23 protein-coding genes are annotated in these 20,610 nt (G+C 62.2%); 20 read left to right on the forward strand and 3 right to left on the reverse strand.

The features are described from left to right. Nucleotides 1-24: 24 nt before the first annotated feature. Genes ACEN8Q_RS21185 through ACEN8Q_RS21280 form a run of 20 tightly spaced genes read left to right on the forward strand, consistent with a single transcriptional unit; the run spans nucleotide 25 to nucleotide 18,237 of the window. A complete protein-coding gene (locus ACEN8Q_RS21185) occupies nucleotides 25-750 on the forward strand; it encodes a beta-ketoacyl synthase chain length factor (protein WP_413423175.1) in 726 nt (241 codons plus the stop codon). Continuing rightward, on the forward strand, nucleotides 726-1,538 hold the full coding sequence (locus ACEN8Q_RS21190) for a lysophospholipid acyltransferase family protein (protein WP_413423173.1): 813 nt from the start codon (nucleotides 726-728) through the stop codon (nucleotides 1,536-1,538). Before ACEN8Q_RS21185 ends, ACEN8Q_RS21190 begins: the two co-directional genes overlap by 25 nt. Continuing rightward, on the forward strand, nucleotides 1,516-1,791 hold the full coding sequence (locus ACEN8Q_RS21195) for a phosphopantetheine-binding protein (protein WP_085717348.1): 276 nt from the start codon (nucleotides 1,516-1,518) through the stop codon (nucleotides 1,789-1,791). Before ACEN8Q_RS21190 ends, ACEN8Q_RS21195 begins: the two co-directional genes overlap by 23 nt. Nucleotides 1,792-1,800: 9 nt before the next feature. Then, nucleotides 1,801-2,055 (forward strand): acyl carrier protein, encoded by a 255-nt coding sequence (locus ACEN8Q_RS21200; protein ID WP_007992314.1) that lies wholly within the window; start codon nucleotides 1,801-1,803, stop codon nucleotides 2,053-2,055. Then, nucleotides 2,052-2,597 carry a hypothetical protein gene (locus ACEN8Q_RS21205; RefSeq protein ID WP_413423171.1) on the forward strand — a complete coding sequence of 182 codons (546 nt, stop codon included), beginning with the start codon at nucleotides 2,052-2,054 and terminating at the stop codon, nucleotides 2,595-2,597. The genes ACEN8Q_RS21200 and ACEN8Q_RS21205 overlap by 4 nt, the downstream gene beginning before the upstream one ends. After that, nucleotides 2,594-4,273, forward strand: a complete 1,680-nt coding sequence (locus ACEN8Q_RS21210; protein ID WP_413703697.1) for an AMP-binding protein — start codon at nucleotides 2,594-2,596, stop codon at nucleotides 4,271-4,273. The genes ACEN8Q_RS21205 and ACEN8Q_RS21210 overlap by 4 nt, the downstream gene beginning before the upstream one ends. Beyond that, on the forward strand, nucleotides 4,266-5,000 hold the full coding sequence (locus ACEN8Q_RS21215; protein WP_413423167.1) for a glycosyltransferase family 2 protein: 735 nt from the start codon (nucleotides 4,266-4,268) through the stop codon (nucleotides 4,998-5,000). The genes ACEN8Q_RS21210 and ACEN8Q_RS21215 overlap by 8 nt, the downstream gene beginning before the upstream one ends. Next, on the forward strand, nucleotides 4,997-5,938 hold the full coding sequence (locus ACEN8Q_RS21220) for a glycosyl transferase (RefSeq protein WP_413703698.1): 942 nt from the start codon (nucleotides 4,997-4,999) through the stop codon (nucleotides 5,936-5,938). The genes ACEN8Q_RS21215 and ACEN8Q_RS21220 overlap by 4 nt, the downstream gene beginning before the upstream one ends. Continuing rightward, on the forward strand, nucleotides 5,919-7,463 hold the full coding sequence (locus ACEN8Q_RS21225) for an HAL/PAL/TAL family ammonia-lyase (protein WP_413703699.1): 1,545 nt from the start codon (nucleotides 5,919-5,921) through the stop codon (nucleotides 7,461-7,463). Before ACEN8Q_RS21220 ends, ACEN8Q_RS21225 begins: the two co-directional genes overlap by 20 nt. Then, nucleotides 7,456-7,881 (forward strand): acyl-CoA thioesterase, encoded by a 426-nt coding sequence (locus ACEN8Q_RS21230; RefSeq protein ID WP_413423161.1) that lies wholly within the window; start codon nucleotides 7,456-7,458, stop codon nucleotides 7,879-7,881. The genes ACEN8Q_RS21225 and ACEN8Q_RS21230 overlap by 8 nt, the downstream gene beginning before the upstream one ends. Further along, on the forward strand, nucleotides 7,878-8,582 hold the full coding sequence (locus tag ACEN8Q_RS21235; RefSeq protein WP_413703700.1) for an outer membrane lipoprotein carrier protein LolA: 705 nt from the start codon (nucleotides 7,878-7,880) through the stop codon (nucleotides 8,580-8,582). Before ACEN8Q_RS21230 ends, ACEN8Q_RS21235 begins: the two co-directional genes overlap by 4 nt. After that, the gene (locus tag ACEN8Q_RS21240; RefSeq protein ID WP_413423157.1) at nucleotides 8,566-10,905 is read left to right on the forward strand and encodes an MMPL family transporter; all 2,340 of its coding nucleotides are present in this window, start codon (nucleotides 8,566-8,568) and stop codon (nucleotides 10,903-10,905) included. Before ACEN8Q_RS21235 ends, ACEN8Q_RS21240 begins: the two co-directional genes overlap by 17 nt. After that, a complete protein-coding gene (locus ACEN8Q_RS21245) occupies nucleotides 10,905-12,062 on the forward strand; it encodes a sodium:proton antiporter (RefSeq protein ID WP_413423251.1) in 1,158 nt (385 codons plus the stop codon). Before ACEN8Q_RS21240 ends, ACEN8Q_RS21245 begins: the two co-directional genes overlap by 1 nt. Beyond that, nucleotides 12,049-13,296 (forward strand): NAD(P)/FAD-dependent oxidoreductase, encoded by a 1,248-nt coding sequence (locus ACEN8Q_RS21250; protein ID WP_413423155.1) that lies wholly within the window; start codon nucleotides 12,049-12,051, stop codon nucleotides 13,294-13,296. The genes ACEN8Q_RS21245 and ACEN8Q_RS21250 overlap by 14 nt, the downstream gene beginning before the upstream one ends. After that, nucleotides 13,293-14,018 (forward strand): class I SAM-dependent methyltransferase, encoded by a 726-nt coding sequence (locus ACEN8Q_RS21255; protein WP_413423153.1) that lies wholly within the window; start codon nucleotides 13,293-13,295, stop codon nucleotides 14,016-14,018. Before ACEN8Q_RS21250 ends, ACEN8Q_RS21255 begins: the two co-directional genes overlap by 4 nt. Beyond that, nucleotides 14,018-14,635 (forward strand): hypothetical protein, encoded by a 618-nt coding sequence (locus tag ACEN8Q_RS21260; protein ID WP_413423151.1) that lies wholly within the window; start codon nucleotides 14,018-14,020, stop codon nucleotides 14,633-14,635. Before ACEN8Q_RS21255 ends, ACEN8Q_RS21260 begins: the two co-directional genes overlap by 1 nt. After that, on the forward strand, nucleotides 14,632-15,828 hold the full coding sequence (locus ACEN8Q_RS21265) for a beta-ketoacyl-[acyl-carrier-protein] synthase family protein (protein WP_413423149.1): 1,197 nt from the start codon (nucleotides 14,632-14,634) through the stop codon (nucleotides 15,826-15,828). Before ACEN8Q_RS21260 ends, ACEN8Q_RS21265 begins: the two co-directional genes overlap by 4 nt. Further along, entirely contained in the window at nucleotides 15,825-16,286 is a 462-nt protein-coding gene (locus ACEN8Q_RS21270) for a hotdog family protein (protein ID WP_413423147.1), read from the forward strand. The genes ACEN8Q_RS21265 and ACEN8Q_RS21270 overlap by 4 nt, the downstream gene beginning before the upstream one ends. Beyond that, nucleotides 16,283-17,011, forward strand: coding sequence for a 3-oxoacyl-ACP reductase FabG (gene fabG / locus ACEN8Q_RS21275; RefSeq protein WP_413703701.1), 729 nt, complete (start codon nucleotides 16,283-16,285; stop codon nucleotides 17,009-17,011). Before ACEN8Q_RS21270 ends, fabG begins: the two co-directional genes overlap by 4 nt. Beyond that, a complete protein-coding gene (locus ACEN8Q_RS21280) occupies nucleotides 17,011-18,237 on the forward strand; it encodes a beta-ketoacyl-ACP synthase (RefSeq protein ID WP_413703702.1) in 1,227 nt (408 codons plus the stop codon). Before fabG ends, ACEN8Q_RS21280 begins: the two co-directional genes overlap by 1 nt. A 128-nt stretch (nucleotides 18,238-18,365) precedes the next feature. Here the strand turns inward: ACEN8Q_RS21280 and ACEN8Q_RS21285 are convergent, their stop codons facing one another. The 3 genes from ACEN8Q_RS21285 to ACEN8Q_RS21295 form a co-directional block, all read right to left on the reverse strand. Then, nucleotides 18,366-18,629, reverse strand: a complete 264-nt coding sequence (locus ACEN8Q_RS21285; RefSeq protein WP_413703703.1) for a DUF6124 family protein — start codon at nucleotides 18,627-18,629, stop codon at nucleotides 18,366-18,368. Nucleotides 18,630-19,129: 500 nt separating this feature from the next. Continuing rightward, the gene (locus tag ACEN8Q_RS21290) at nucleotides 19,130-19,573 is read right to left on the reverse strand and encodes a DUF2846 domain-containing protein (protein WP_413423139.1); all 444 of its coding nucleotides are present in this window, start codon (nucleotides 19,571-19,573) and stop codon (nucleotides 19,130-19,132) included. 87 nt (nucleotides 19,574-19,660) lie between these two features. After that, nucleotides 19,661-20,554, reverse strand: a complete 894-nt coding sequence (locus tag ACEN8Q_RS21295) for a LysR substrate-binding domain-containing protein (RefSeq protein ID WP_413423137.1) — start codon at nucleotides 20,552-20,554, stop codon at nucleotides 19,661-19,663. Nucleotides 20,555-20,610: the final 56 nt, after the last annotated feature.

Below are 20,610 nucleotides of genomic sequence, written 5' to 3' on the forward strand. Positions count from 1 at the left end.
AGTAAGCCCGTGAGGGTGGGATGAATGTCTGTGATCAACTTCAACATCGCCCAATGGCGCGCCTGGGCCCCGGGGCTTGAAAGCGTGGACGACTGGCAGGCCTGGTGCCGACAACCGGTCGCTCTGCCGCACAGCGATGCCGTTCCCGACGTTTCCTTTCTGCCAGCCATGCAGCGCCGTCGGCTCAGCCGCCTGGCGCGGATGGCCTTCAGTGTCGGCTGGCCATTGGCCGAAGGCCGGCAGGATCTGCCATTGGTCTTTGTTTCCCGTCACGGCGAAACGCCCCGCACCGTCGACATTCTCAGTGATCTGGCCGCCGACCAGCCGCTGTCGCCGACCCAGTTCAGCTTGTCCGTGCATAACGCGATTATTGGCTTGTGGTCGATTATGCGGGGTGAAACCAGCGAAATGACAGCCCTGGCTGCCGCAGGCGATGGCCTGGAACACGGCATGCTGGAAGCTGCCGCACTACTGGCGGAAGGCGCGCGCGCGGTACTGCTGGTGGTCACCGAAGAGCAGCCGCCCGAGGCTTATTCGACCTGGATCGACGACGTGCCGTTCCCTTATGCCGTCGGCCTGCTGATCACACCAGGTACCGACTGGCAGTTGTCCTTGAACAGCCCACCGGATGCGTTGTCCAACCCCCGCTGGCCACACGCACTGAATCTGTTGCGTATGCTGCTCGGCCAGCAAACCACCTGCCAACATGCCTGGAAAAATCGTGTATGGACCTGGCAACGCAACCCGTGACCAAGAAAAACCGCGACGCCTATTACTGGCGCTTGCTGGCCACCGCCGCGAGCTTTGCCCTGTTCGGGTTGGGCGGGCTGTGCCTGCGCCTGGTGATTTTCCCGTTGCTGAACTGCCTGCCGGGCGATGCCCGGACCCATCGGCTGCGGGCCCGGCAAACGGTCAGTCGCTGTTTCTGGATTTTTGTGCGTTTCATGGCCCGCACCGGGGTGCTGACCTACAACATTGAAGGCGCGGAAAAACTCGGTCGTCCCGGGCAAATGATCGTTGCCAATCACCCATCGCTGATCGACGTGGTGTTTCTGATCGGCCTGGTGCGTCACGCCAACTGCGTGGTCAAGCAAAGCCTCTGGAAAAACCCTTTCACCCGCGGACCGCTGCGCTGCACCGAATACATCAGCAACGACGGCAGCATGGACATGCTCGACGCGGCTGCCGACGCGCTGAAAGACGGCCAGACCCTGATCATTTTCCCCGAAGGGACGCGCACCCGCCCCGGCCAGGCACCAGCCTTTCATCGGGGCGGTGCGGCAATCGCCGTGCGTGGTGCGAAAATCCTCACCCCAGTCATTATCAAGGTCAACCCGACCACATTGACCAAGGCCGAACCCTGGTATCGCATCCCAAAGCGGCGTGTGCACTTCAGTTTCCGGGTTGGGGCCGATATAGACCCACAGACTTTCGCCAAGCAGGGGCCGCCTCCGCAAGCCTCGCGCAAGCTCAACGATTATTTGCATTCTTACTTCATCAAGGAGCTCGCCGAAGATGAGCGATCTGAACACCCATAGCCTGGTGCTGGAAATCAAAGAGCTGATCATCGAAGCCCTGGGGCTCGAAGACATCAGCGCCGAAGACATCGGCAACGAACAGACGCTGTTCGGCGAAGGCTTGGGCCTGGACTCGGTGGACGCCCTGGAACTGGGCCTGGCCATCCAGAAAAAGTACGGCATCAAAATCGACGCCGATGCCAAAGACACACGCAACCACTTCAGCAACGTGGCGAGCCTTGCGGCGTTCGTCACCGCAAAACAGGCAGCTTGAGACCGGACCATGCAAACTCGTGACGACATTTTCAACACCCTGCGCGATGCCCTGGTCGAGCTGTTCGAACTGGACCCCGAGCGTGTGAGCCTGGAATCCAACCTGTATCAGGACCTGGAAATCGACAGCATCGACGCGGTCGACCTGATTGATCACATCAAACGTCAGACCGGCAAGAAAATCGCCGCCGAAGAATTCAAATCGGTGCGTACCGTCAGTGACGTGGTCGAGGCGGTCTACCGTCTGGTTCAACCGGCCGCATGAGTCGACTGATTGGCCTCGGCCTGCTGCTGGCAGGCCTCTTGTATCCCTTTGCGGTGTATTTCGGCATGGAGCATTTCGCCCCCTGGCAGTTCGGCCTGCTGCTGGGCGGACTGTGGCTGGCCCGGGCGCTGACCGGCAAACGACGGCCTGGCAGCCTGTGGATGGCGACGGTGGCCATTGTGTTCTGCCTGTTGCTGGCACTGTTCGACAGCCCGGCGCTATTGCGCTGGTATCCAGTGTTGATCAGCAGCTTCATGTTGGTGCTGTTCGGCTCGAGCCTGACATTCGGCCCGCCGATCGTCGAGCGCCTGGCCAGGGTACGCGAGCCGCAATTGCCGGCCGAGGGCATTCGCTATACCCGTCAGGTGACCATCGCCTGGAGCGTTTTTTTTCTTTGCAACGGTTTGTGTGCCGCCGCCCTGACCCTCTGGGCGCCGCTGAGCTGGTGGACGTTGTACACCGGCCTGATTTCCTACGGATTGATAGGCCTGATGTTTGCCATTGAATGGCTCATACGAATAAGGGTACGAGGCCACCCATGAATTGGATAAAACTTGAGCACCTGCTGCTCAAGGCCCAGCCGGACCGTGCCGTAACGACCGGTCCGGCGCTGGATCACGCCCGACTGTGCGAACAGGCGCTGCGCATGGCTGCCGGCCTGCAAGCCCGGGGCGTGCGACAGATGGCCGTACACCTTGAGGATGCGGCCGACCTGGCGATCGCATTGCTTGGCGCCTGGCGTGCCGGGGTCAGCGTGCTGCTGCCGTCTGACCTGCAACCGCAGACCCGCCAACGCTGGTCAGGCGAAGTTGATCTGTGGCTGAGCGATCACCCCGACGATGCACACCTGAGCGACTTTCGTCATCCGCCGCTGAGTGCGGTGGCGCTGGACCTCGATCACTGCCAACTCAGCCTGTGCACATCAGGCTCCAGTGGCGAACCCAAGCGCATCGAAAAACACCTGCGCCAACTGGCCAATGAGGTCGAAGCCCTTGAACAGCTGTGGGGCTCTGGCCTGGGCCCGGCGTGCATCATTGGCAGCGTCGCCACCCAGCACATCTACGGATTGTTGTTCCGGGTGCTGTGGCCGCTGTGCGCCGGGCGCCCGTTCGTACGTCGGCAATTGGCCTTTCCGGAAGACCTGCAACGCGCCAGCCGCGAGTACCCGGCCTTCGCCTGGGTGGCCAGCCCGGCGCTGCTCAAGCGCATGGGCGACAACCTCGACTGGCCGGCCTTGGGCGCCGTGCGCCGGGTGTTTTCCTCCGGCGGCGCATTGCCGGTCGAGGCCGCAAAGGGCCTGCATGAGCGTTTGGGGCAATGGCCAACGGAAATTTTCGGCAGTTCGGAAACCGGTGGCATCGCCTGGCGTCAGGGCGCTGAACTCTGGCGGCCGTTTGCCGATGTCACGCTGACTCAAGACAGCGATGGCGCGCTGTTGATCGCTTCGCCCTACTTGCCTGGCGGCCATGTCGAACAGACTGCCGATTCAGCGCGCATCGCCGCCGATGGTCGCTTCGAATTGCTCGGGCGACTGGACCGGATCGTCAAACTGGAAGAAAAACGCATCTCGCTGCCGATGCTGGAACAGGCGCTGATGGCCCATGAATGGGTTGTCGAAGCGCGGCTCGGCGTCGTTCAGGAAAACCGTGCCTCCCTGGGAGCGCTGTTGGTGCTGAGCGAGGCCGGATTGCATGTGCTGCGCAATCAGGGCCGACGCAGCCTCACCGAACCATTGCGCCAACACCTGAGCCAACACTGCGAAGCCCTGGCCCTGCCAAGACGCTGGCGCCTGCTGCGACAACTGCCGCTGAACGCTCAGGGCAAACTGCCCCAGGCCGACGTCAACGCCCTGCTGCTGGCGCCGCGCCCCAAAGCCCCGGAGGTGCTGGAGCAAGTCGAAAGCAATGGCGAGTGGAGCCTGCAACTGGCCGTACCACCGGACCTGGCCTACTTCAGCGGCCATTTCCCCAAGGCGCCGGTATTGCCTGGCGTGGTGCAGGTGGAGTGGGCGATGAGCCTGGGTCAGCAATTGATGAACCTGCCGAAAAAATTCGCCGGCATGGAAGTCTTGAAGTTCCAGCAACTGGTGCGCCCGGGAGATGAAATCCAGCTGCACCTGCGCTTCGACCCGGCGCGCGGCAAATTGTATTTCGCCTACCGCAACGAAACCGCTACCTGCTCAAGCGGGCGGATCTTGCTGGAGGCAGCGCATGCATAGTCCCTGCGCCATCGTCCCCGTGTACAACCACGAAAGCGCCATCACCACGGTGGTCGATGCCCTGATCGCCAGCAACCTGCCATGCATTCTGGTGGACGATGCCAGCAGCCCGCGCTGCGCCCGGGTGCTGGATCGCCTGGCCCAGCGGGAAATGGTTTACCTGATCCGACTCGCAGAAAACCAGGGCAAGGGCGGCGCAGTCATGACCGGCTTGCGCGAAGCGTCGCGCCTGGGTTTCAGCCATGCCTTGCAAGTGGATGCCGATGGCCAGCACGATTTGCAGGACGTCAAACGCTTCATCGAACAATCACGCCGCCATCCACAGGCGGTGATTTGCGGTTATCCGCAATATGACGCCAGCGTGCCGAAAGGCCGTTTATATGCTCGCTACCTGACTCACGTCATGGTCTGGATCAACACCCTGTCGTTGCAGATTCGCGACTCCATGTGCGGTTTCCGGGTTTACCCGTTGCCACCGGTTCTGGCGTTGATCGAGTCAGCGAAAATCGGTAAGCGCATGGACTTTGACTCGGACATCCTGGTGCGCCTGGCCTGGCGCAATCAGCCGATGCAATGGCTGCAAACCAGAGTCCATTACCCGCTGGACGGCGTTTCACATTTTCGTATGTTCCACGACAACGTGCTGATTTCCAGCATGCATACGCGGCTGTTCTTCGGCATGTTGTTGCGTGCGCCGGTGATCCTCTGGCGACGGTGGCGGGCATGAGCGCCGACAAGCAACACTGGGCCGACCGCGAGGAGCGCGGCAGTTTCTGGCTGATGAAGCTCACCGCATTCGGCGCCAAGGTGCTGGGCCGGCGCCTGCTGAGCCCGCTGCTGTACGGCATCGTTCTGTACTTTTTCCTGTTCGGCCGCAGCGCACGCCACAGTGCCTGGCAATACCAGCAACGCCTGGCCGACTGGAGCGGTCGTAGCGAGCTGCGCCCGAGCCATTGGCGTGTGTTTGGCCAGTTCATGGCCTTCGCCGACTCCATGCTCGACAAACTCGACGTCTGGAACGGCCGGCTGAGCATCGAGCAAATCGAAATCGTCGACCCGGCGCTGCTGCGCGACCAGTTGCGCGGTGCCCGCGGGCAGATGCTGGTGGGCGCGCACCTGGGCAATCTGGAAGTCTGCCGCGCACTGGCGGAACTCGGCGAAAAAGTCACGATGAACGTGCTGGTGCACACCAAGCACGCCGAACAGTTCAACCGATTGCTGGGTGAAGCCGGGGCAACCAATTTGCGCCTGATTCAGGTCAGCGAACTGGACCCCGGGATCATGCTGCAACTGAGTGAACGCCTGGAGCGCGGCGAGTGGCTGGCGATTGCCGGCGACCGCGTGCCGCTGCATGGCGGGCGCAGCGTGACCGTGGATTTCCTCGGTCATCCGGCCAGGTTCCCCCAGGGCCCGTGGCTGCTGGCCGGCCTGCTGAAATGCCCGATCAACCTGCTGCTGTGCCTGAAAAAGCCCGACGGCGACTATCGACTGACCATTGAACCGTTCGCTGACGCCATCACCTGGAAGCGCAGCGACCGCGAGCAGGTCATTCATCTGTGGGCCTCCCGCTATGCCGAGCGCCTGAGTCACTATTGCCTCGAAGCGCCCCGACAATGGTTCAACTTTTACCCTTTCTGGAAGACCGATGACGACGCCAACGCTTGAGCCGGTAACCTTCGGCGAACTCCCTTTGCGCATCGAAGACGTGCTGGCCCTGGCCAACCGCCAGGCGCCGACGCAGTTGCAGAGCGACCCTGAGTACCGTGAACGCATCGCCAAGGGCGCGCGCTTTCTGGACTCCCTGCTGGACAAGGAAGGCGTGATCTACGGCGTGACCACCGGTTATGGCGATTCCTGCGTGGTCGCGGTACCGCTGCATCACGTCGAGGCGCTGCCCCGTCATCTGTTTACCTTCCACGGCTGCGGGCTGGGCAAGCTGCTCGACGCCCAGGCCACCCGTGCGGTATTGGCCGCGCGTTTGCAGTCGTTGTGCCACGGTGTTTCCGGGGTACGCGTGGAACTGCTGGAGCGCCTGCAGGCGTTCCTTGAACACGACATCCTGCCGCTGATCCCGGAAGAAGGCTCGGTAGGCGCCAGCGGTGATCTGACGCCGCTTTCGTACGTTGCCGCCACGCTGTCCGGCGAACGCGAAGTGATGTTCCGCGGCGAACGCCGGCAGGCTGCCGATGTGCACCGCGAACTCGGCTGGCAGCCACTGGTGTTGCGTCCGAAAGAAGCCCTGGCATTGATGAACGGCACCGCCGTGATGACCGGTCTGGCGTGCCTGGCTTATGCCCGCGCCGATTACCTGCTGCAACTGGCCACGCGCATCACTGCGCTCAATGTTGTCGCCCTGCAAGGCAACCCCGAGCACTTCGACGAGCGCCTGTTCGCCGCCAAGCCACATCCGGGGCAGATGCAGGTCGCCGCGTGGTTGCGCAAGGATCTGGCCATCGACGCACCAACCGCGCCCTTGCATCGCCTGCAAGACCGTTATTCCCTGCGCTGCGCGCCCCATGTGCTGGGCGTGCTGGCCGACAGCCTGAACTGGCTGCGCTCGTTCATCGAGATCGAGCTCAACAGCGCCAACGACAACCCGATCATCGACGCCGAAGCCGAGCGCGTGCTGCACGGCGGGCACTTCTACGGCGGGCACATCGCCTTCGCCATGGACAGCCTGAAAAACCTCGTGGCCAACGTCGCCGACCTGCTGGATCGGCAACTCGCGCTGCTGGTGGATGAGCGCTATAACCATGGCTTGCCGAGCAACCTGTCCGGCGCCACGGCTGACCGCGCCATGCTCAACCATGGTTTCAAGGCAGTGCAGATCGGCACCAGTGCCTGGACCGCCGAAGCACTGAAGAACACCATGCCGGCCAGCGTCTTTTCGCGCTCCACCGAATGCCACAACCAGGACAAAGTGAGCATGGGCACCATCGCCGCCCGGGATGCGATCCGCGTGCTGGAGCTCACCGAACAGGTAGCGGCCGCCACGTTGCTGGCGGCTAACCAGGGTGTCTGGCTGCGCGGCCAGGCCGAAGATGCACGACCACTGCCACCCGCCTTGGCCGCCATGCACGAAGCGCTGGCCAGGGATTTCCCGCCGGTCATCGAAGACCGCGCGCTGGAAGGCGAATTGCGCCTGTGCCTGCAACGCATCGCCGAACAACACTGGAGGCTGCATGCGTAGCAAGGGATTTCTGCACACCGACACGGAAATCGTCGTACCGTTCTTTGACGTCGACAGCATGCACGTGGTCTGGCACGGCCATTACGTCAAGTACCTGGAAGTCGCCCGCTGTGCGCTGCTGGACAAGATCGGCCACAACTACACCGCAATGAACGAGTCAGGCTACGCGTGGCCGGTGATCGACCTGCAATTGCGCTATGTGCGCGGCGCGGTGTTCGGCCAGAAACTGAACGTGCGCGCCAACCTGGTGGAGTGGGAGAACCGTTTGAAGATCAACTACCTGATCAGCGATCTGCAAACCGGTGAACGCTTGACCCGGGCCATGTCGATACAGGTCGCCGTCGACCTCGCCAGCCGCGAGATGCAACTGGCCTCGCCGAAGGTCTTTACCGATGCTGTCGAGAGAGCCCTGCCATGATTTTCTGCCACCCCCGTTCTCCTGTAGGAGCGAGCTTGCTCGCGATGGTCGTCAACGATGACGCTGGGCATCTGACACCCCGTGGCGCTCTCAGGTTTTTCGCGAGCAAGCTCGCTCCTACAGTGTTCTGCGTGTTACTGGGCATTCCAGGGCTGGCCAACGCCTTCGATCTGCAACAACTCAGCGATCAACTGGCCAGGCCCGACGTCATCCACGGCAATTTCATCCAGGAAAAACACCTGCGCGCCCTGCCCCAGCCGCTGGTCAGCAAGGGCACGTTCGTCCTGGCAAAAAACCACGGCTTGTTGTGGCTACTGAAAACGCCACTGCAACAGGACTATCGCATCACCGCCAAAGGCATTGCCCGGCGTGACGGTATTGTCTGGCAAATGCTGCCGGGTAAAAGCGCCGGTGCCGAGCAGAACCGTTTGTTCCTGGCCGTGCTGCAAGGCGACAGCAGCGGCCTGCAACGGGATTTCGAGTTGTCCCTGAGCGGCGACGCGCAGAACTGGAAGCTCACGCTGGTGCCACGCTCGATGCTGCTCAAGCAGGTGTTCAACCGGATCAACATTGCTGGCGCAGAACTGGTACACAGCATCGAACTGCTCGAAACCCAGGGCGACAGCACGTTGTTGCGCATGCAGGACAGCACTGGCACCCAACCGCTGAGCGACGCGGAGCAACATGACTTTGCCGAGTGAACGATTTCTGCCACGGCTGTTTCTGATCCTGTTGCTGGCAGTGCTCGCGCTCGCCGGTTGGCAATGGCGTGACGGCGCGCCGCTGTCGGCCAATCTGATGGAACTGGTACCCGGCACGGCGCCCGATGCCCTGGAACTGCGTGCCGAACAACGCATGCAAGATCCACTGAATCGCGAAATGCTGGTGCTGGTCGGCCACACCGATCGCCAGCAGGCCGTCGCCATGGCGCAGACCCTCGGCGAGCAATGGCTGGCCAGCGGATTGTTCGAAAAGGTCCAGTGGACCCTGCAAGCCGACTTGCCGGCGTTGCGCACGCAATTGCTGCAAGGACGCCTGGCGATGCTCTCGGCGGCGGACCGACAACTGCTGGTCGAGCACCCCGATCTCTTTGTCCAGCAACGGGTTCAGGCATTGTTCGACCCGTTCAACGGTTACAGCCTGGTACCGAGCCAGGATGACTGGCTGGGCCTGACCGGGCGCATCCAGAACAGCCAGCCGCAACGCGGTTCGGTGCAACTGGACATCGGCAGCGGCGCCTTGATTGCCGATGCCGATGGCAAGAGCTGGGTGCTGCTGCGCGCGCGCACCACCGGCAACGCCTTCGACATGAACCTGCCGCTGCAAGTGGCCGACCTGCTCGAGCACAGCCGCGAAGAAGCCGCACGGCACGACGTGCAACTGCTCGCCGCCAGCGGCTTGCTGTACGCAGCCAACGGACAACAGCAGGCCAGCCGGGAGATGACCTGGGTCGGTGGCGGTGCCACCCTCGGGATTCTGTTGTTGCTGCTGCTGGCCTTCCGGCGCTGGCGCGTCTTGCTGGCGTTCGTGCCGGTGCTGGTGGGCATGCTCTTCGGTGCGGTGGCCTGCGTGGCGGCGTTCGGCCATATGCACGTGATGACACTGGTGTTGGGTTCGAGCCTGATCGGTGTTGCGGTCGATTACCCGCTGCACTACCTGTCCAAGAGCTGGAGCCTGAAACCCTGGCACAGCTGGCCTGCCCTGCGCCTGACCCTGCCGGGGTTGACCCTGAGCCTGATCACCAGCGCTATCGGCTACCTGGCCCTGGCCTGGACACCCTTCCCGGCGCTGACCCAGATCGCCGTGTTCTCTGCCGCCGGTTTGCTCGGTGCCTATTTGTCTGCAGTGTGCCTGCTGCCGGCCTTGCTCAAGGGTGTAGACCTGCGCCCGGCGCAGTGGCCATTGCGCGTTTGCGAGCATTTGCTGGGCTGTCGTGAAGCGCTGCTCAGACAGGCGAAAACACCGGTACTGCTGGCACTGCTGATCGCCTTTTGCGTGGGCGGCCTGTTACAGCTGAGCAGCAAAAACGACATCCGCCAGTGGATCGGCGCACCTCAACAATTGACCGATGAAGCCCGGACCATTGCACGGATCACCGGCTATCAACCCACCAGCCAGTTCTTCCTGATACGCGCCGCCAATCAGCAGCAACTGCTAGAACGCCAGAACGCCCTGCGCGAGCGACTGGATCAATTGATTGGCCTGGAAAAGCTCCAGGGTTATCTGTCGCTCAATCAACTGGTCAGCCCGCCGAACGAACAGCAACAGGTGCGCGAAGCGCTGAACAAACTGCCATCGTTCTGGCAACCGTTGCTCGACATCGGCATACCGGGTGAGGCGCTGCAAGCCGAGCTGACAAAGTTACAGGCATTGCCGACCGTGGATATCGACGCCGCGCTCACCGGCCCGTTGGCAGAACCCTACCGGCCCCTGTGGCTGGGGCCGACCGATGACGGCGTGGCGGCGATGGTCAGCCTGCAAGGCATCAACAACCCGGCCCTGCTGCGGCTCCAGGGTGAGGATTTGCCCGGCGTGACACTGGTGGATCGACTGGGGGAATTGAACAACGTCTTCGCGGCCACCCAAATCAGTGCCGCAGAACTGAAACTCGCCTCCTGCGTGCTGATCGTGTTGGTGCTGATCCTGCCCTTCGGCCTCGGCGGTGCGCTGCGCATCGTGTCCCTGCCGCTGCTGGCGGCGTTGTGCAGCCTGGCCAGCCTCGGCTGGCTGGGACAGCCGCTGACCCTGTTCAGCCTGTTCGGCCTGCTGCTGGTGACGGCGATCAGCGTCGATTACGCGATCCTGATGCGCGAGCAAGTCGGCGGCGCGGCCGTGAGCCTGCTGGGCGCCCTGCTCGCGGCGTTGACCACCTGGCTGTCGTTCGGCCTGCTGGCGGTGTCGAGCACCCCGGCGGTGAGCAACTTCGGACTGTCGGTGAGCCTGGGCCTGTTCTTCAGCTTCCTGCTCGCGCCATGGGCCGGTCGACAGGTGCATGAACCCGCGGCCGTGGAGCGTGCAACGTGATGGTCGTGCTGTTCTGGGCGATGGCACTGGCGTTGTTCGCGGTGGCGACCCATGTCGGCCGGCATTTCGGTTTGATTCCCATCGTCAGCCAGTTGTTGCTGGCGACCCTCGGCTTGCCGCTGTTGATGTATTTCTGGATCGAGCCCCACTGGCAATTGAGCGGTGCGCAACTGGTGTCACCGGGCTGGCTGAAGAACGTCTACAGCCTGAGCTTTGCCCTGTTGCTGGGCTACATCCTCAGCGATGTGATCGACCTGCAACTGGATCGCCAAAGCCTGAAAATCGCCCTGCCCAGCTTTTGCATTCCGTTTGCCTGCGGCCTGGCCACAGCCGTCTGGTGGTTGCCGCCGCAACCGTGGATCAGCTCGCTGGCCGTCGGCCTGCTGTTCGCCATCACCGCGATTCCGGTGTTGTACCTGTATCTGCGGCACATCGATTACCCACCCGCCGCCACCCGGCGTCTGGTGCAAACCGCGATCCTCATCGACCTCGCCTGCTGGACCCTGTTCGGCATTGCCCAGGGCAGCCTGCACCTGAGCAGTCTGTTGCTGCCACTGGCCGGCGCGTGCCTGCCGGTACTGCTGCGGCTGCTGGGCCTGCGCCAGACGTGGCTCTACAGCCTGGGCTTTTTCGCCCTGCTGGTGGTCGCTGAACACTACAAGCTCAATGCGCTGATTTTCGGCATCGGTTATGTGTTGATCATGGCCGCACTGAAGGCGCCGCTGGTGCTGCCGTTGCCGGCCGTGTGGATGAGCCGTTTGCAGACGTACATCGCCATCCCGTTGATCCTCACGTTCGGCATCGTGCAGATCAACGTGCACAGCGCGATGGACAGCCTCGGCTGGATGCAATTGGCGGCCCTGCTGCTGTTGCCGATGCTCAGCAAACTGTTGGGCAACTGGCTTGGCCTCGGCTGGGCCGGGGCCTCGTTCAAAGGCGCCAGCCGCTGGCGGGAAAGTGTGCTGCTGAACATTCGCGGCTTGAGCGAGATCGTTTTTCTCAACCTGCTGCTGCAACAGCAACTCATCAGCCCGCCGCTGTACTTTGCACTGATGCTGATGGGCCTGATCGCTACACTGCTGCCAGCCCTGACCGGCATGCACCGAATCCCCCTGAAAACCGCTGTCCCGGCAAGGAGCCCCCATGCCAACCGTTGAAATGGAAATTCGCCAGGTCGTGGTCATCGGCGCCGGTCCTTCCGGTGCCATCGCCGCCGCATTGCTCAAGCGCAAGGGACACGATGTGCTGGTGATCGAGCGTCAGCATTTTCCACGGTTTTCCATCGGTGAAAGCCTGTTGGCCCATTGCCTGGATTTCGTCGAAGAAGCGGGCATGCTCGACGCCGTCAACGCAGCCGGCTTCCAGTTGAAAACCGGCGCGGCGTTTGCCTGGGGCGAACGTTACAGCGCATTCGATTTCAGTGAGACGTTCAGCCACGGCAAATCGACGACATTTCAGGTCCAGCGCGCCGATTTCGATAAGCTGCTGGCCGATCAGGCCACGCTGCAAGGCGTGGAGATCCGCTATGGCGAAACTATCGTCAGCGTCGACATTGATCCGGAAAAGCCGCAGCTCGGCGTGCGCCGCGAAGACGGCAGCGAGTACCGCATCGAGGCTGGTTTCCTGCTCGATGCGAGTGGTTACGGCCGCGTGCTGCCGCGCTTGCTCGACCTTGAGGCGCCGTCGAACTTCCCGGTGCGCCAGGCCGTGTTCACGCACGTCGAAGACCGTATCGACCACCCGGCCTTCGACCGCAGCAAGATCCTCGTAACCACTCATCCGACCCAGCGCGACGTGTGGTTCTGGACCATCCCGTTCAGCAACGGGCGCTGCTCGGTCGGCGTGGTCGCCGCAGAGGAACGTTTCGCCGGCCGCAGCGATAATCTGGACGAGTGCCTGCGCGGCTTTATCGCCGAGACGCCAAGCCTGGCCGGCGTGTTGCAAAATGCACAGTGGGACACCGCGGCCCGAACCATCGGCGGTTACTCGGCCAACGTCAAAACCCTGCACGGCCGAGGCTTCGCGCTGCTGGGCAATGCCGCGGAGTTCCTCGACCCGGTGTTTTCTTCCGGCGTGACGATCGCCATGCGTTCGGCGAGCATGGCCGCCGGGGTATTGCACCGCCAGTTGCAAGGCGAGGCCGTCGACTGGCAAACCGAGTTCGCCGAACCGCTCAAACGCGGCGTCGACACGTTCCGTTGCTATGTCGAAGGCTGGTACGCCGGAACCTTCCAGGATGTGATTTTCCATGAGAGCAGTTCGCCGGAAATCCGCGGGATGATCAGTTCCATTCTTGCCGGATATGCCTGGGACCCGCGCAACCCGTTCGTCAGCGAAGCCCGGCGCCGGTTGAAGGTGATATCGGAATTCTGTGCAAGGGATGGGTCATGAACGACTTGAGCGACACCTACGTCGAAGAAACCCGTTTCGGTTTGTGGTTCCTGCGCAGCCGGATCTGGCAACACTATGTGCTGCGGGCGGCCATCAACGACTTGTGCAACCTGTTCAGCGAAGCGCTACCCGTCAACCCGGTGCTGCTGGATGCCGGTTGTGGCCAGGGCAAGTCATTCCCGCTGCTGCGCCAGGCCTTTGCGCCCGGTCGTCTGATTGGCGTCGACGCCGACCTGCTGAGCCTGACCCAGAGCGCCGAAGAAGCAGCGCGCCAGGGCATGGAAGTGGAGTTGATCGGCAGTGACTGCGCCAGCCTCAAGCTGCCGGACGCCAGTATCGACCTGCTGTTCTGTCACCAAACCTTCCATCATCTGGTGGAGCAGGAACAGGCACTGGCCGAGTTCTACCGCGTGCTCAAGCCCGGCGGTTATCTGCTGTTCGCCGAATCCACCGAGGCATACATTGATACCTGGGTGATCCGCTGGTTGTTCCGCCACCCCATGCATGTGCAGAAAAGCGCTGAGCAGTATCTGCAAATGATTCGCCGGCAGGGTTTCGAATTTACCGCGCAAAACGTGTCTTATCCGTACCTGTGGTGGAGTCGCGCCAAGGATTTCGGCCTGCTGGAACATTTGGGTGTGTGCAAGCCAAAACCCTTTGGCCAACGGGAAGAAACCCTGGTGAATGTGGTGGCGCGCAAACCTTTTGAAGGAATTGTGTGATGCTTGATGCCTATCGCCTGGAATACCCGACCTGTGGGAGCGGGATTGCTCGCGAAAGCGGTGGGTCAGCCAACATGGGTGCCGGATCTGTCGCCGCCATCGCGAGCAAGCTCGCTCCTACAGGGGTAGTGGGCATGCTGCGATTTCTGCTACTCGCCGCGGCCCTGCTGCTCAGCGCCTGCACCAGCCGTGCGCCATTGCCCGAGAAAACCCCGGATCTGCCGTTGCCGCTGCAACTGCACATCCAGCTCTTGCAGCCCGACGACCGCCTGGACTGGGTGCTGGTGGTCCAGCGTGAAGAGGCTGGTATTCGCTGGTCGATGATGGATCTGCTGGGCATTCCCCAGGCCCGCCAGAAATTGATCGATAAAACCTGGGAGTCCGATGGCTTCCTGCCGCCCAATCCGCAAGCCCGCGAACTGTTCGCGGCGCTGCTGTTTGCCCTTACGCCGAAAGATGAACTGGCAGCCAACTATCCCGCCGCATGGCAGCACGGCAGACAACGGTCCCTGCCCGAGCGCTGGGACATACGCTACGCACAACCGCAGAATTTTGAATTGAAGCTTGCGAATGGTTCGACCTATCAAGTCACGCCCCTGAGCGGTGAAACGCCATGACGGCTTACCTCAATGCCCTCGGATTGGTCTGCGCGCTGGGCCGCGACAGACAGGAGGTTGCCCGCAACCTGTTTGCCGGCGACTGTGGCGGCATGCGCGAACAAGCCGGGTGGGTGCCGCAACGCACGCTGCCAGTCGCAGCGGTCCAGGGCAAACTGGCAACCCTTCCAGCCGACATGTCGCACCATCACAGTCGCAACAATCAGCTGCTGCTGGAAGCCACGCGGCAAATCCGCCCGGACATCGACAGCGCGATCCGGACTTACGGGCGCGATCGCGTCGGTGTCGTGCTGGGCACCAGCACCTCGGGTATCGACGAGGCCAGCCAGGGCCTGGCGCATTACCTGCGCGAAAAGCGGTTCCCAGCGGAGTACGACTACCAGCAACAGGAACTCGGGGCGCCGGCAAACTTCCTCGCCGAGTGGCTGCAATTGAGCGGCCCGGCCTATGTCATTTCCACGGCATGCACCTCCAGTGCCCGAGCCCTGATGAGCGCCCAGCGCCTGTTGGACCTGGGCATCTGCGACGCGGTGCTGTGTGGCGGTGTAGACACCTTGTGCAAGCTGACCCTCAACGGCTTCTCGGCGCTGGAAGCGGTCTCGCAACAGCGTTGCAATCCGTTTTCGGTGAACCGCAATGGCATCAACATTGGCGAAGCGGCAGTACTGTTCCTGATGACCAGACGTGCAGGCGACAATCAACCGATTGCCTTGCTCGGCAGCGGCGCCAGCTCGGATGCGCATCACATTTCCGCCCCGGAGCCGACGGGGCGGGGCGCCCTGCAGGCCATGCGCAAGGCCCTGGGCCGCGCCAACCTGCAACCGGAGCAGATCGCTTATCTGAACCTGCACGGTACTGCCACCCCACACAACGACGCCATGGAAAGCCAGGCCGTGGCAACGCTGTTCCCGGCCGGCGTACCCTGTTCGTCGAGCAAACCCATGACCGGCCACACCCTCGGCGCAGCCGGGGCGCTGGAAGCGGCGTTCTGCTGGTTGAGCCTGAGCCCGGACAATCGCGAGCATGCCCTGCCACCGCACGTCTGGGACGGGCAGCCCGACCCCGAACTGCCACCGCTGCAATGGGTGACCCCGGCCACTCGCCTGACGTCCATTGCACCCCGCTACCTGATGAGCAACTCCTTTGCCTTCGGTGGCAACAACGTCAGCCTGATTATCGGAGACGCCCCATGATTGACTGGCCGCTCGCCGAACTGCTGCCCCACGCTGGCGACATGATCCTTATCGATCAGATCCTGGCGTTCGATGAAGAGCAGATTCACACCCGCCTGACCGTCAAGCCCGATGGCCTGTTCAGTCTCACCGACGGCAGCCTGCCAGCCTGGGTCGGCATCGAGCTGATGGCCCAGAGCGTGGCCGCCTTCGCCGGTTGTCAAGCACGTCAGCGCGGTGATGCGGTGGAATTGGGCTTCCTGCTCGGCAGCCGCAAATTCGAATGCAACGTTGAAAGCTTCCCGGCCGGCACCGAGTTGACCATCCACGGGATTCGCTCCCTGGAAGACGACAACGGCATGGGCGTGTTCGAGTGCCACATCAACGCCCAGGGGATCCACGCCACCGCCCGTCTGAACGTGTATCGCCCACCCCAGGCCGCTCAATATCTCCATGAACCCGAAGGAGTCCAGTCATGACTGAATCCGTACTGGTCACCGGTTCCAGCCGTGGCATCGGCCGCGCCATCGCCTTGCGCCTGGCCCAGGCCGGGCACGACATCGTGCTGCATTGCCGCAGCGGCCTGGCCGACGCCGAAACCGTCAAGACCGAAATCGAGGCCTTGGGCCGTCGTGCGCGTATCCTGCAATTCGACGTGGCCGACCGCGCCCGTTGTAAGGAAATCCTCGAAGCAGACGTGGAAACCCACGGCGCCTATTACGGCGTGGTGCTCAATGCCGGCCTGACTCGCGACGGAGCTTTTCCGGCCTTGAGCGAGGAAGACTGGGACGTGGTGATGCGCACCAACCTCGACGGTTTCTATAACGTGCTGCACCCGGTGATGATGCCGATGATTCGTCGTCGCGCCGCCGGGCGGATTGTCTGCATCACCTCGGTGTCGGGGCTGATCGGCAACCGTGGCCAGGTCAACTACAGCGCCTCCAAAGCTGGGTTGATCGGCGCGGCCAAGGCATTGGCGATTGAATTGGGCAAGCGCAAAATCACCGTCAACTGTGTCGCACCCGGCCTGATCGACACAGCCATGCTCGACGAAAACGTGCCGGTGGAAGAACTGATGAAAATGATCCCCGCACAACGCATGGGCACCCCTGAAGAGGTGGCCGGCGCGGTGAACTTCCTGATGTCGGCGGAAGCCTCGTACATCACCCGGCAGGTTCTGGCCGTCAACGGAGGCCTGTGCTGATGAAGCGCGTCGTCGTCACCGGCATGGCCGGCATCACCTCACTGGGCAGCGATTGGGACACCATCGCCGGCAACTTCGCGGCCAACCGCAGTGGCATTCGCCGGATGGACGAGTGGGATCGTTTCACCGAACTCAACACGCGCCTGGCTGGCCCCATCGATGACTTCAAGGTGCCCGGCCACTGGACCCGCAAGCAACTGCGCAGCATGGGCCGGGTTTCGCGGCTGGCTGTGGGCGCTGCCGAGCAAGCGCTGGCCGACGCCGGCCTGCTGGGTGACGAGTCGATCAAGGACGGGCGCATGGGCGTCGCCTGCGGCTCCTCGACTGGCAGCACCGACGAGATCAAGGCGTTCGGCAACATGCTGCTCAACTCGGTGGCCGAAGGCCTGAACGCCAACTCCTACGTGCGCATGATGCCGCACACCACCGCGGCGAACATCAGCATCTTCTTCGGCCTCACCGGTCGCCTGATTCCTACCTCCAGCGCCTGCACCAGCGGCAGCCAGGGCATCGGCTACGCCTACGAAGCCATCAAGTTCGGGCGCCTGCCGCTGATGCTCGCCGGTGGCGCCGAAGAACTCTGCCCGACCGAAGCCATGGTCTTCGACGCGCTCTACGCCACCAGCCTGAAGAACGACACCCCACAACGCAGCCCGCGCCCCTACGACAGCGCCCGCGACGGCCTGGTGATCGGTGAAGGCGGCGGCATGCTGGTGCTCGAAGAACTGGAGCACGCCTTGGCCCGTGGCGCACGCATCCATGCCGAGATCGTCGGTTTCGGCAGCAACGCCGACGGCCAGCACACCACCCGCCCCGAACAAATCACCATGCGCCGCGCCATGGAACTGGCCCTGGAAGACGCCGGGCTGAAACCTTCGGACATCGGCTACGTCAACGGCCACGGCACCGCCACCGAACAGGGCGACATCGCCGAAACCCTGGCCACCAGCAGCCTGTTCGGCGAGCACATGCCGATCAGCTCGCAGAAAAGCTTCCTCGGCCACACCCTCGGCGCCTGCGGTGCGCTGGAATCCTGGTTCAGCATCGAAATGATGAACCGCGACCTCTACGTGCACACTTTCAATCTCGACGAAGTCGACCCGCACTGCGGCAAACTCGACTACTTGCGCGGCGAGTTTCGGCAGATGAGCAACCGGTACGTGATGAACAACAACTTTGCGTTTGGCGGGGTGAATACGTCGCTGATTTTCAAGCGCTGGCCATAAACCTCTGTAGGAGCGAGCCTGCTCGCGATGGACGTCAACGATAACGCGGGCAGCCTGAATGAACGCGTTGCCTGGACGTTTTTCGCGAGCAGGCTCGCTCCTACAAGGGTTCTCGCCGCCCCGGACGATCACGGTGGATCGAGGTTATCCAGCACCCGATTCACCGCCAGTTCACTCAGCATGATCGACTGCTGAATCCCCAACAGTGTGTGGCCCTGCGAGCCCTTCAGGTCTCTGGCGAAGTCACTGGCCATGACATTGGCTGATGCCAGCGACACGCAGGCGTATTCCAGCAGGGTGTGGTTGTCGATATCGGGGGCGACGAGAAAAATTGGGCTGGGCCGATGTGGCGCGTCCGGATCGGTATCCGGTGGCTTTGGCGTATGGGTCATGATTCAGCGTCCTGAAAGTGGCGGCCACACCGAATCGCTACTGATCAAAAGGGTGGCAGCTGTACGCAGGTTAGTAGACCGGGCCCCGACGAAGCCGGCGCGCACGAAGGCGCCCTGCGCACAGCTACCGTCAAGGGCAGGTATGGACATACCTGCCTATCAGGAGCGCAAATGCGCCTCGTCGAGGTACGGGCTACTAAACCCGATCACTGACCATCAGTGACCCGAATCAAGTTAGCGATGGCCCTCGAAACGCACAAACCGGCGGATTCTGGAGTAGTTGTAGGCAGCGCCGCAAGGCGCTGTAGCCTGTCCGGGACAGTTCAGAAATGTCCCACAAACAGTGGTAAAGCTTCTGATCTTCTGTAGGAGCGAGCTCGCTCGCGATGGTCGTTAACGATGACGCGTGTTTCCTGGATACACGCGGCGTTCTTTAGCCCATCGTCGGAACGCCGCGCGGAGAGTTTCGGCAGCAAGGAGAGTTCTGCTCGAAATGGAGCTTACTGAGCCTGAATCAGCTTGCTTTCGGCAACGCCAGCGCGACCGGTCTTGTCGTCGACGACTTGCAGGCTGTTACGCGCCTTGATGAAACCCATTTTTACTTCCTGCCAGACAAAGTAGTTTTTGCCAGCTTCAGCGGTGAGTTTCAGTTCCGAATCGTTTTCCGCGGAAGACACCAAAGTCTGCTGACCGGCCGGGACTGACAGCATCAGATAAGACTTGGCGACGGTCTCTCCTACAGGCTTGCCGTTCAGCGCCACAGGCATTTTCACGCCAGCACCCATGCTTTCGTTGCGATAAACGTAGATGTGAGCTTTATCCGGGGCCACTTGGAATGTTTTGGCCTGAGCGTCCTGGCTTTCATCCGCCATTTTTACCGAAGCACAACCACCAGTCAGAGCGGTCAATGCCAGCAAAGCGGTGAAGGTTAATTGCTTGAACATCCTGTTTCTCCATAGTTTGATGAATACAGAAATGGTTATCGTCCGATCTGGAAAAGGCTAAAGGCCACTATTCAATAATATTGAGTATCAAGGCGTCAGCTTACGCGTCAACAACTCCACAAACGCCTTGGCCATCGCCGACTTCTGATCCTTGCGCTGCACCAGCCAAACCGCTGACACCGCTGCCGGATCCAGCAGCGGTCGATAAACCACGCCATCAATGCGCATCCGCTGGTAAGAAGCCGGCAGCACCGACACACCGAGCCCCGCCGCTACCAACCCGATGATGGTCATCGCCTCACCGGCCTCCTGGGCGAAGTGCGGGTTGAAACCGGCATCCCGCGCCAGGCTGAGCAACTGGGCGTACAAGCCGCTGCCATAGCTGCGAGGGAAAAACACAAAGGGCTCAAGCGCCAGGGCTGACAGGAACAAGCCCTCCTCGCTGCCCTCTACCAACGGATGCTTGGAGCTGAGCACCGCGACCAGCGGTTCGCGCATCAGCTCGACCACGCTGAGGCAGTCCGGCAACCCGAGCGGGCGCATGATCCCGACTTCAATCGACTCGTCCACCAGCGCATCGGCCACCTGGGTGCTGCTCATTTCCCGCAGGTTCAGGTGTACCGCCGGGAAGCGCTGGCGGAATGAGAAGATCGCTTGAGGAATGGTCGAGTTGAAAGGTGCCGACGAGGTGAAGCCGATTTTCAGCTCACCCAACTCACCCAGTTGCGCCCGTCGCGCGACATCCGCCGCTTTGTCGACCTGCGCCAGCACCAGTCGCGCCTCTTCCAGAAACAGCCGACCAGCCTCGCTCAGCTCGACCCGACGATTGGTACGCTCGAACAGCCGGGCGCCGACTTCCTGTTCCAGCGCCTGAATCTGCTGGCTCAGCGGTGGTTGGGAGATGCCCAGCACCTGTGCGGCGCGGCCGAAGTGCAGTTCTTCGGCGACGGCGATGAAGTAGCGCAGATGACGCAATTCCATGAAAACCTCATTAGGTCGTAGAAGCTATCAAACAGGTCGAACAATATATTGGATTG

Origin of the sequence: Pseudomonas sp. Pseusp16 (assembly GCF_047324915.1) — a bacterium.
Classification (GTDB): Bacteria; Pseudomonadota; Gammaproteobacteria; order Pseudomonadales; family Pseudomonadaceae; genus Aquipseudomonas; species Aquipseudomonas fluorescens_CD.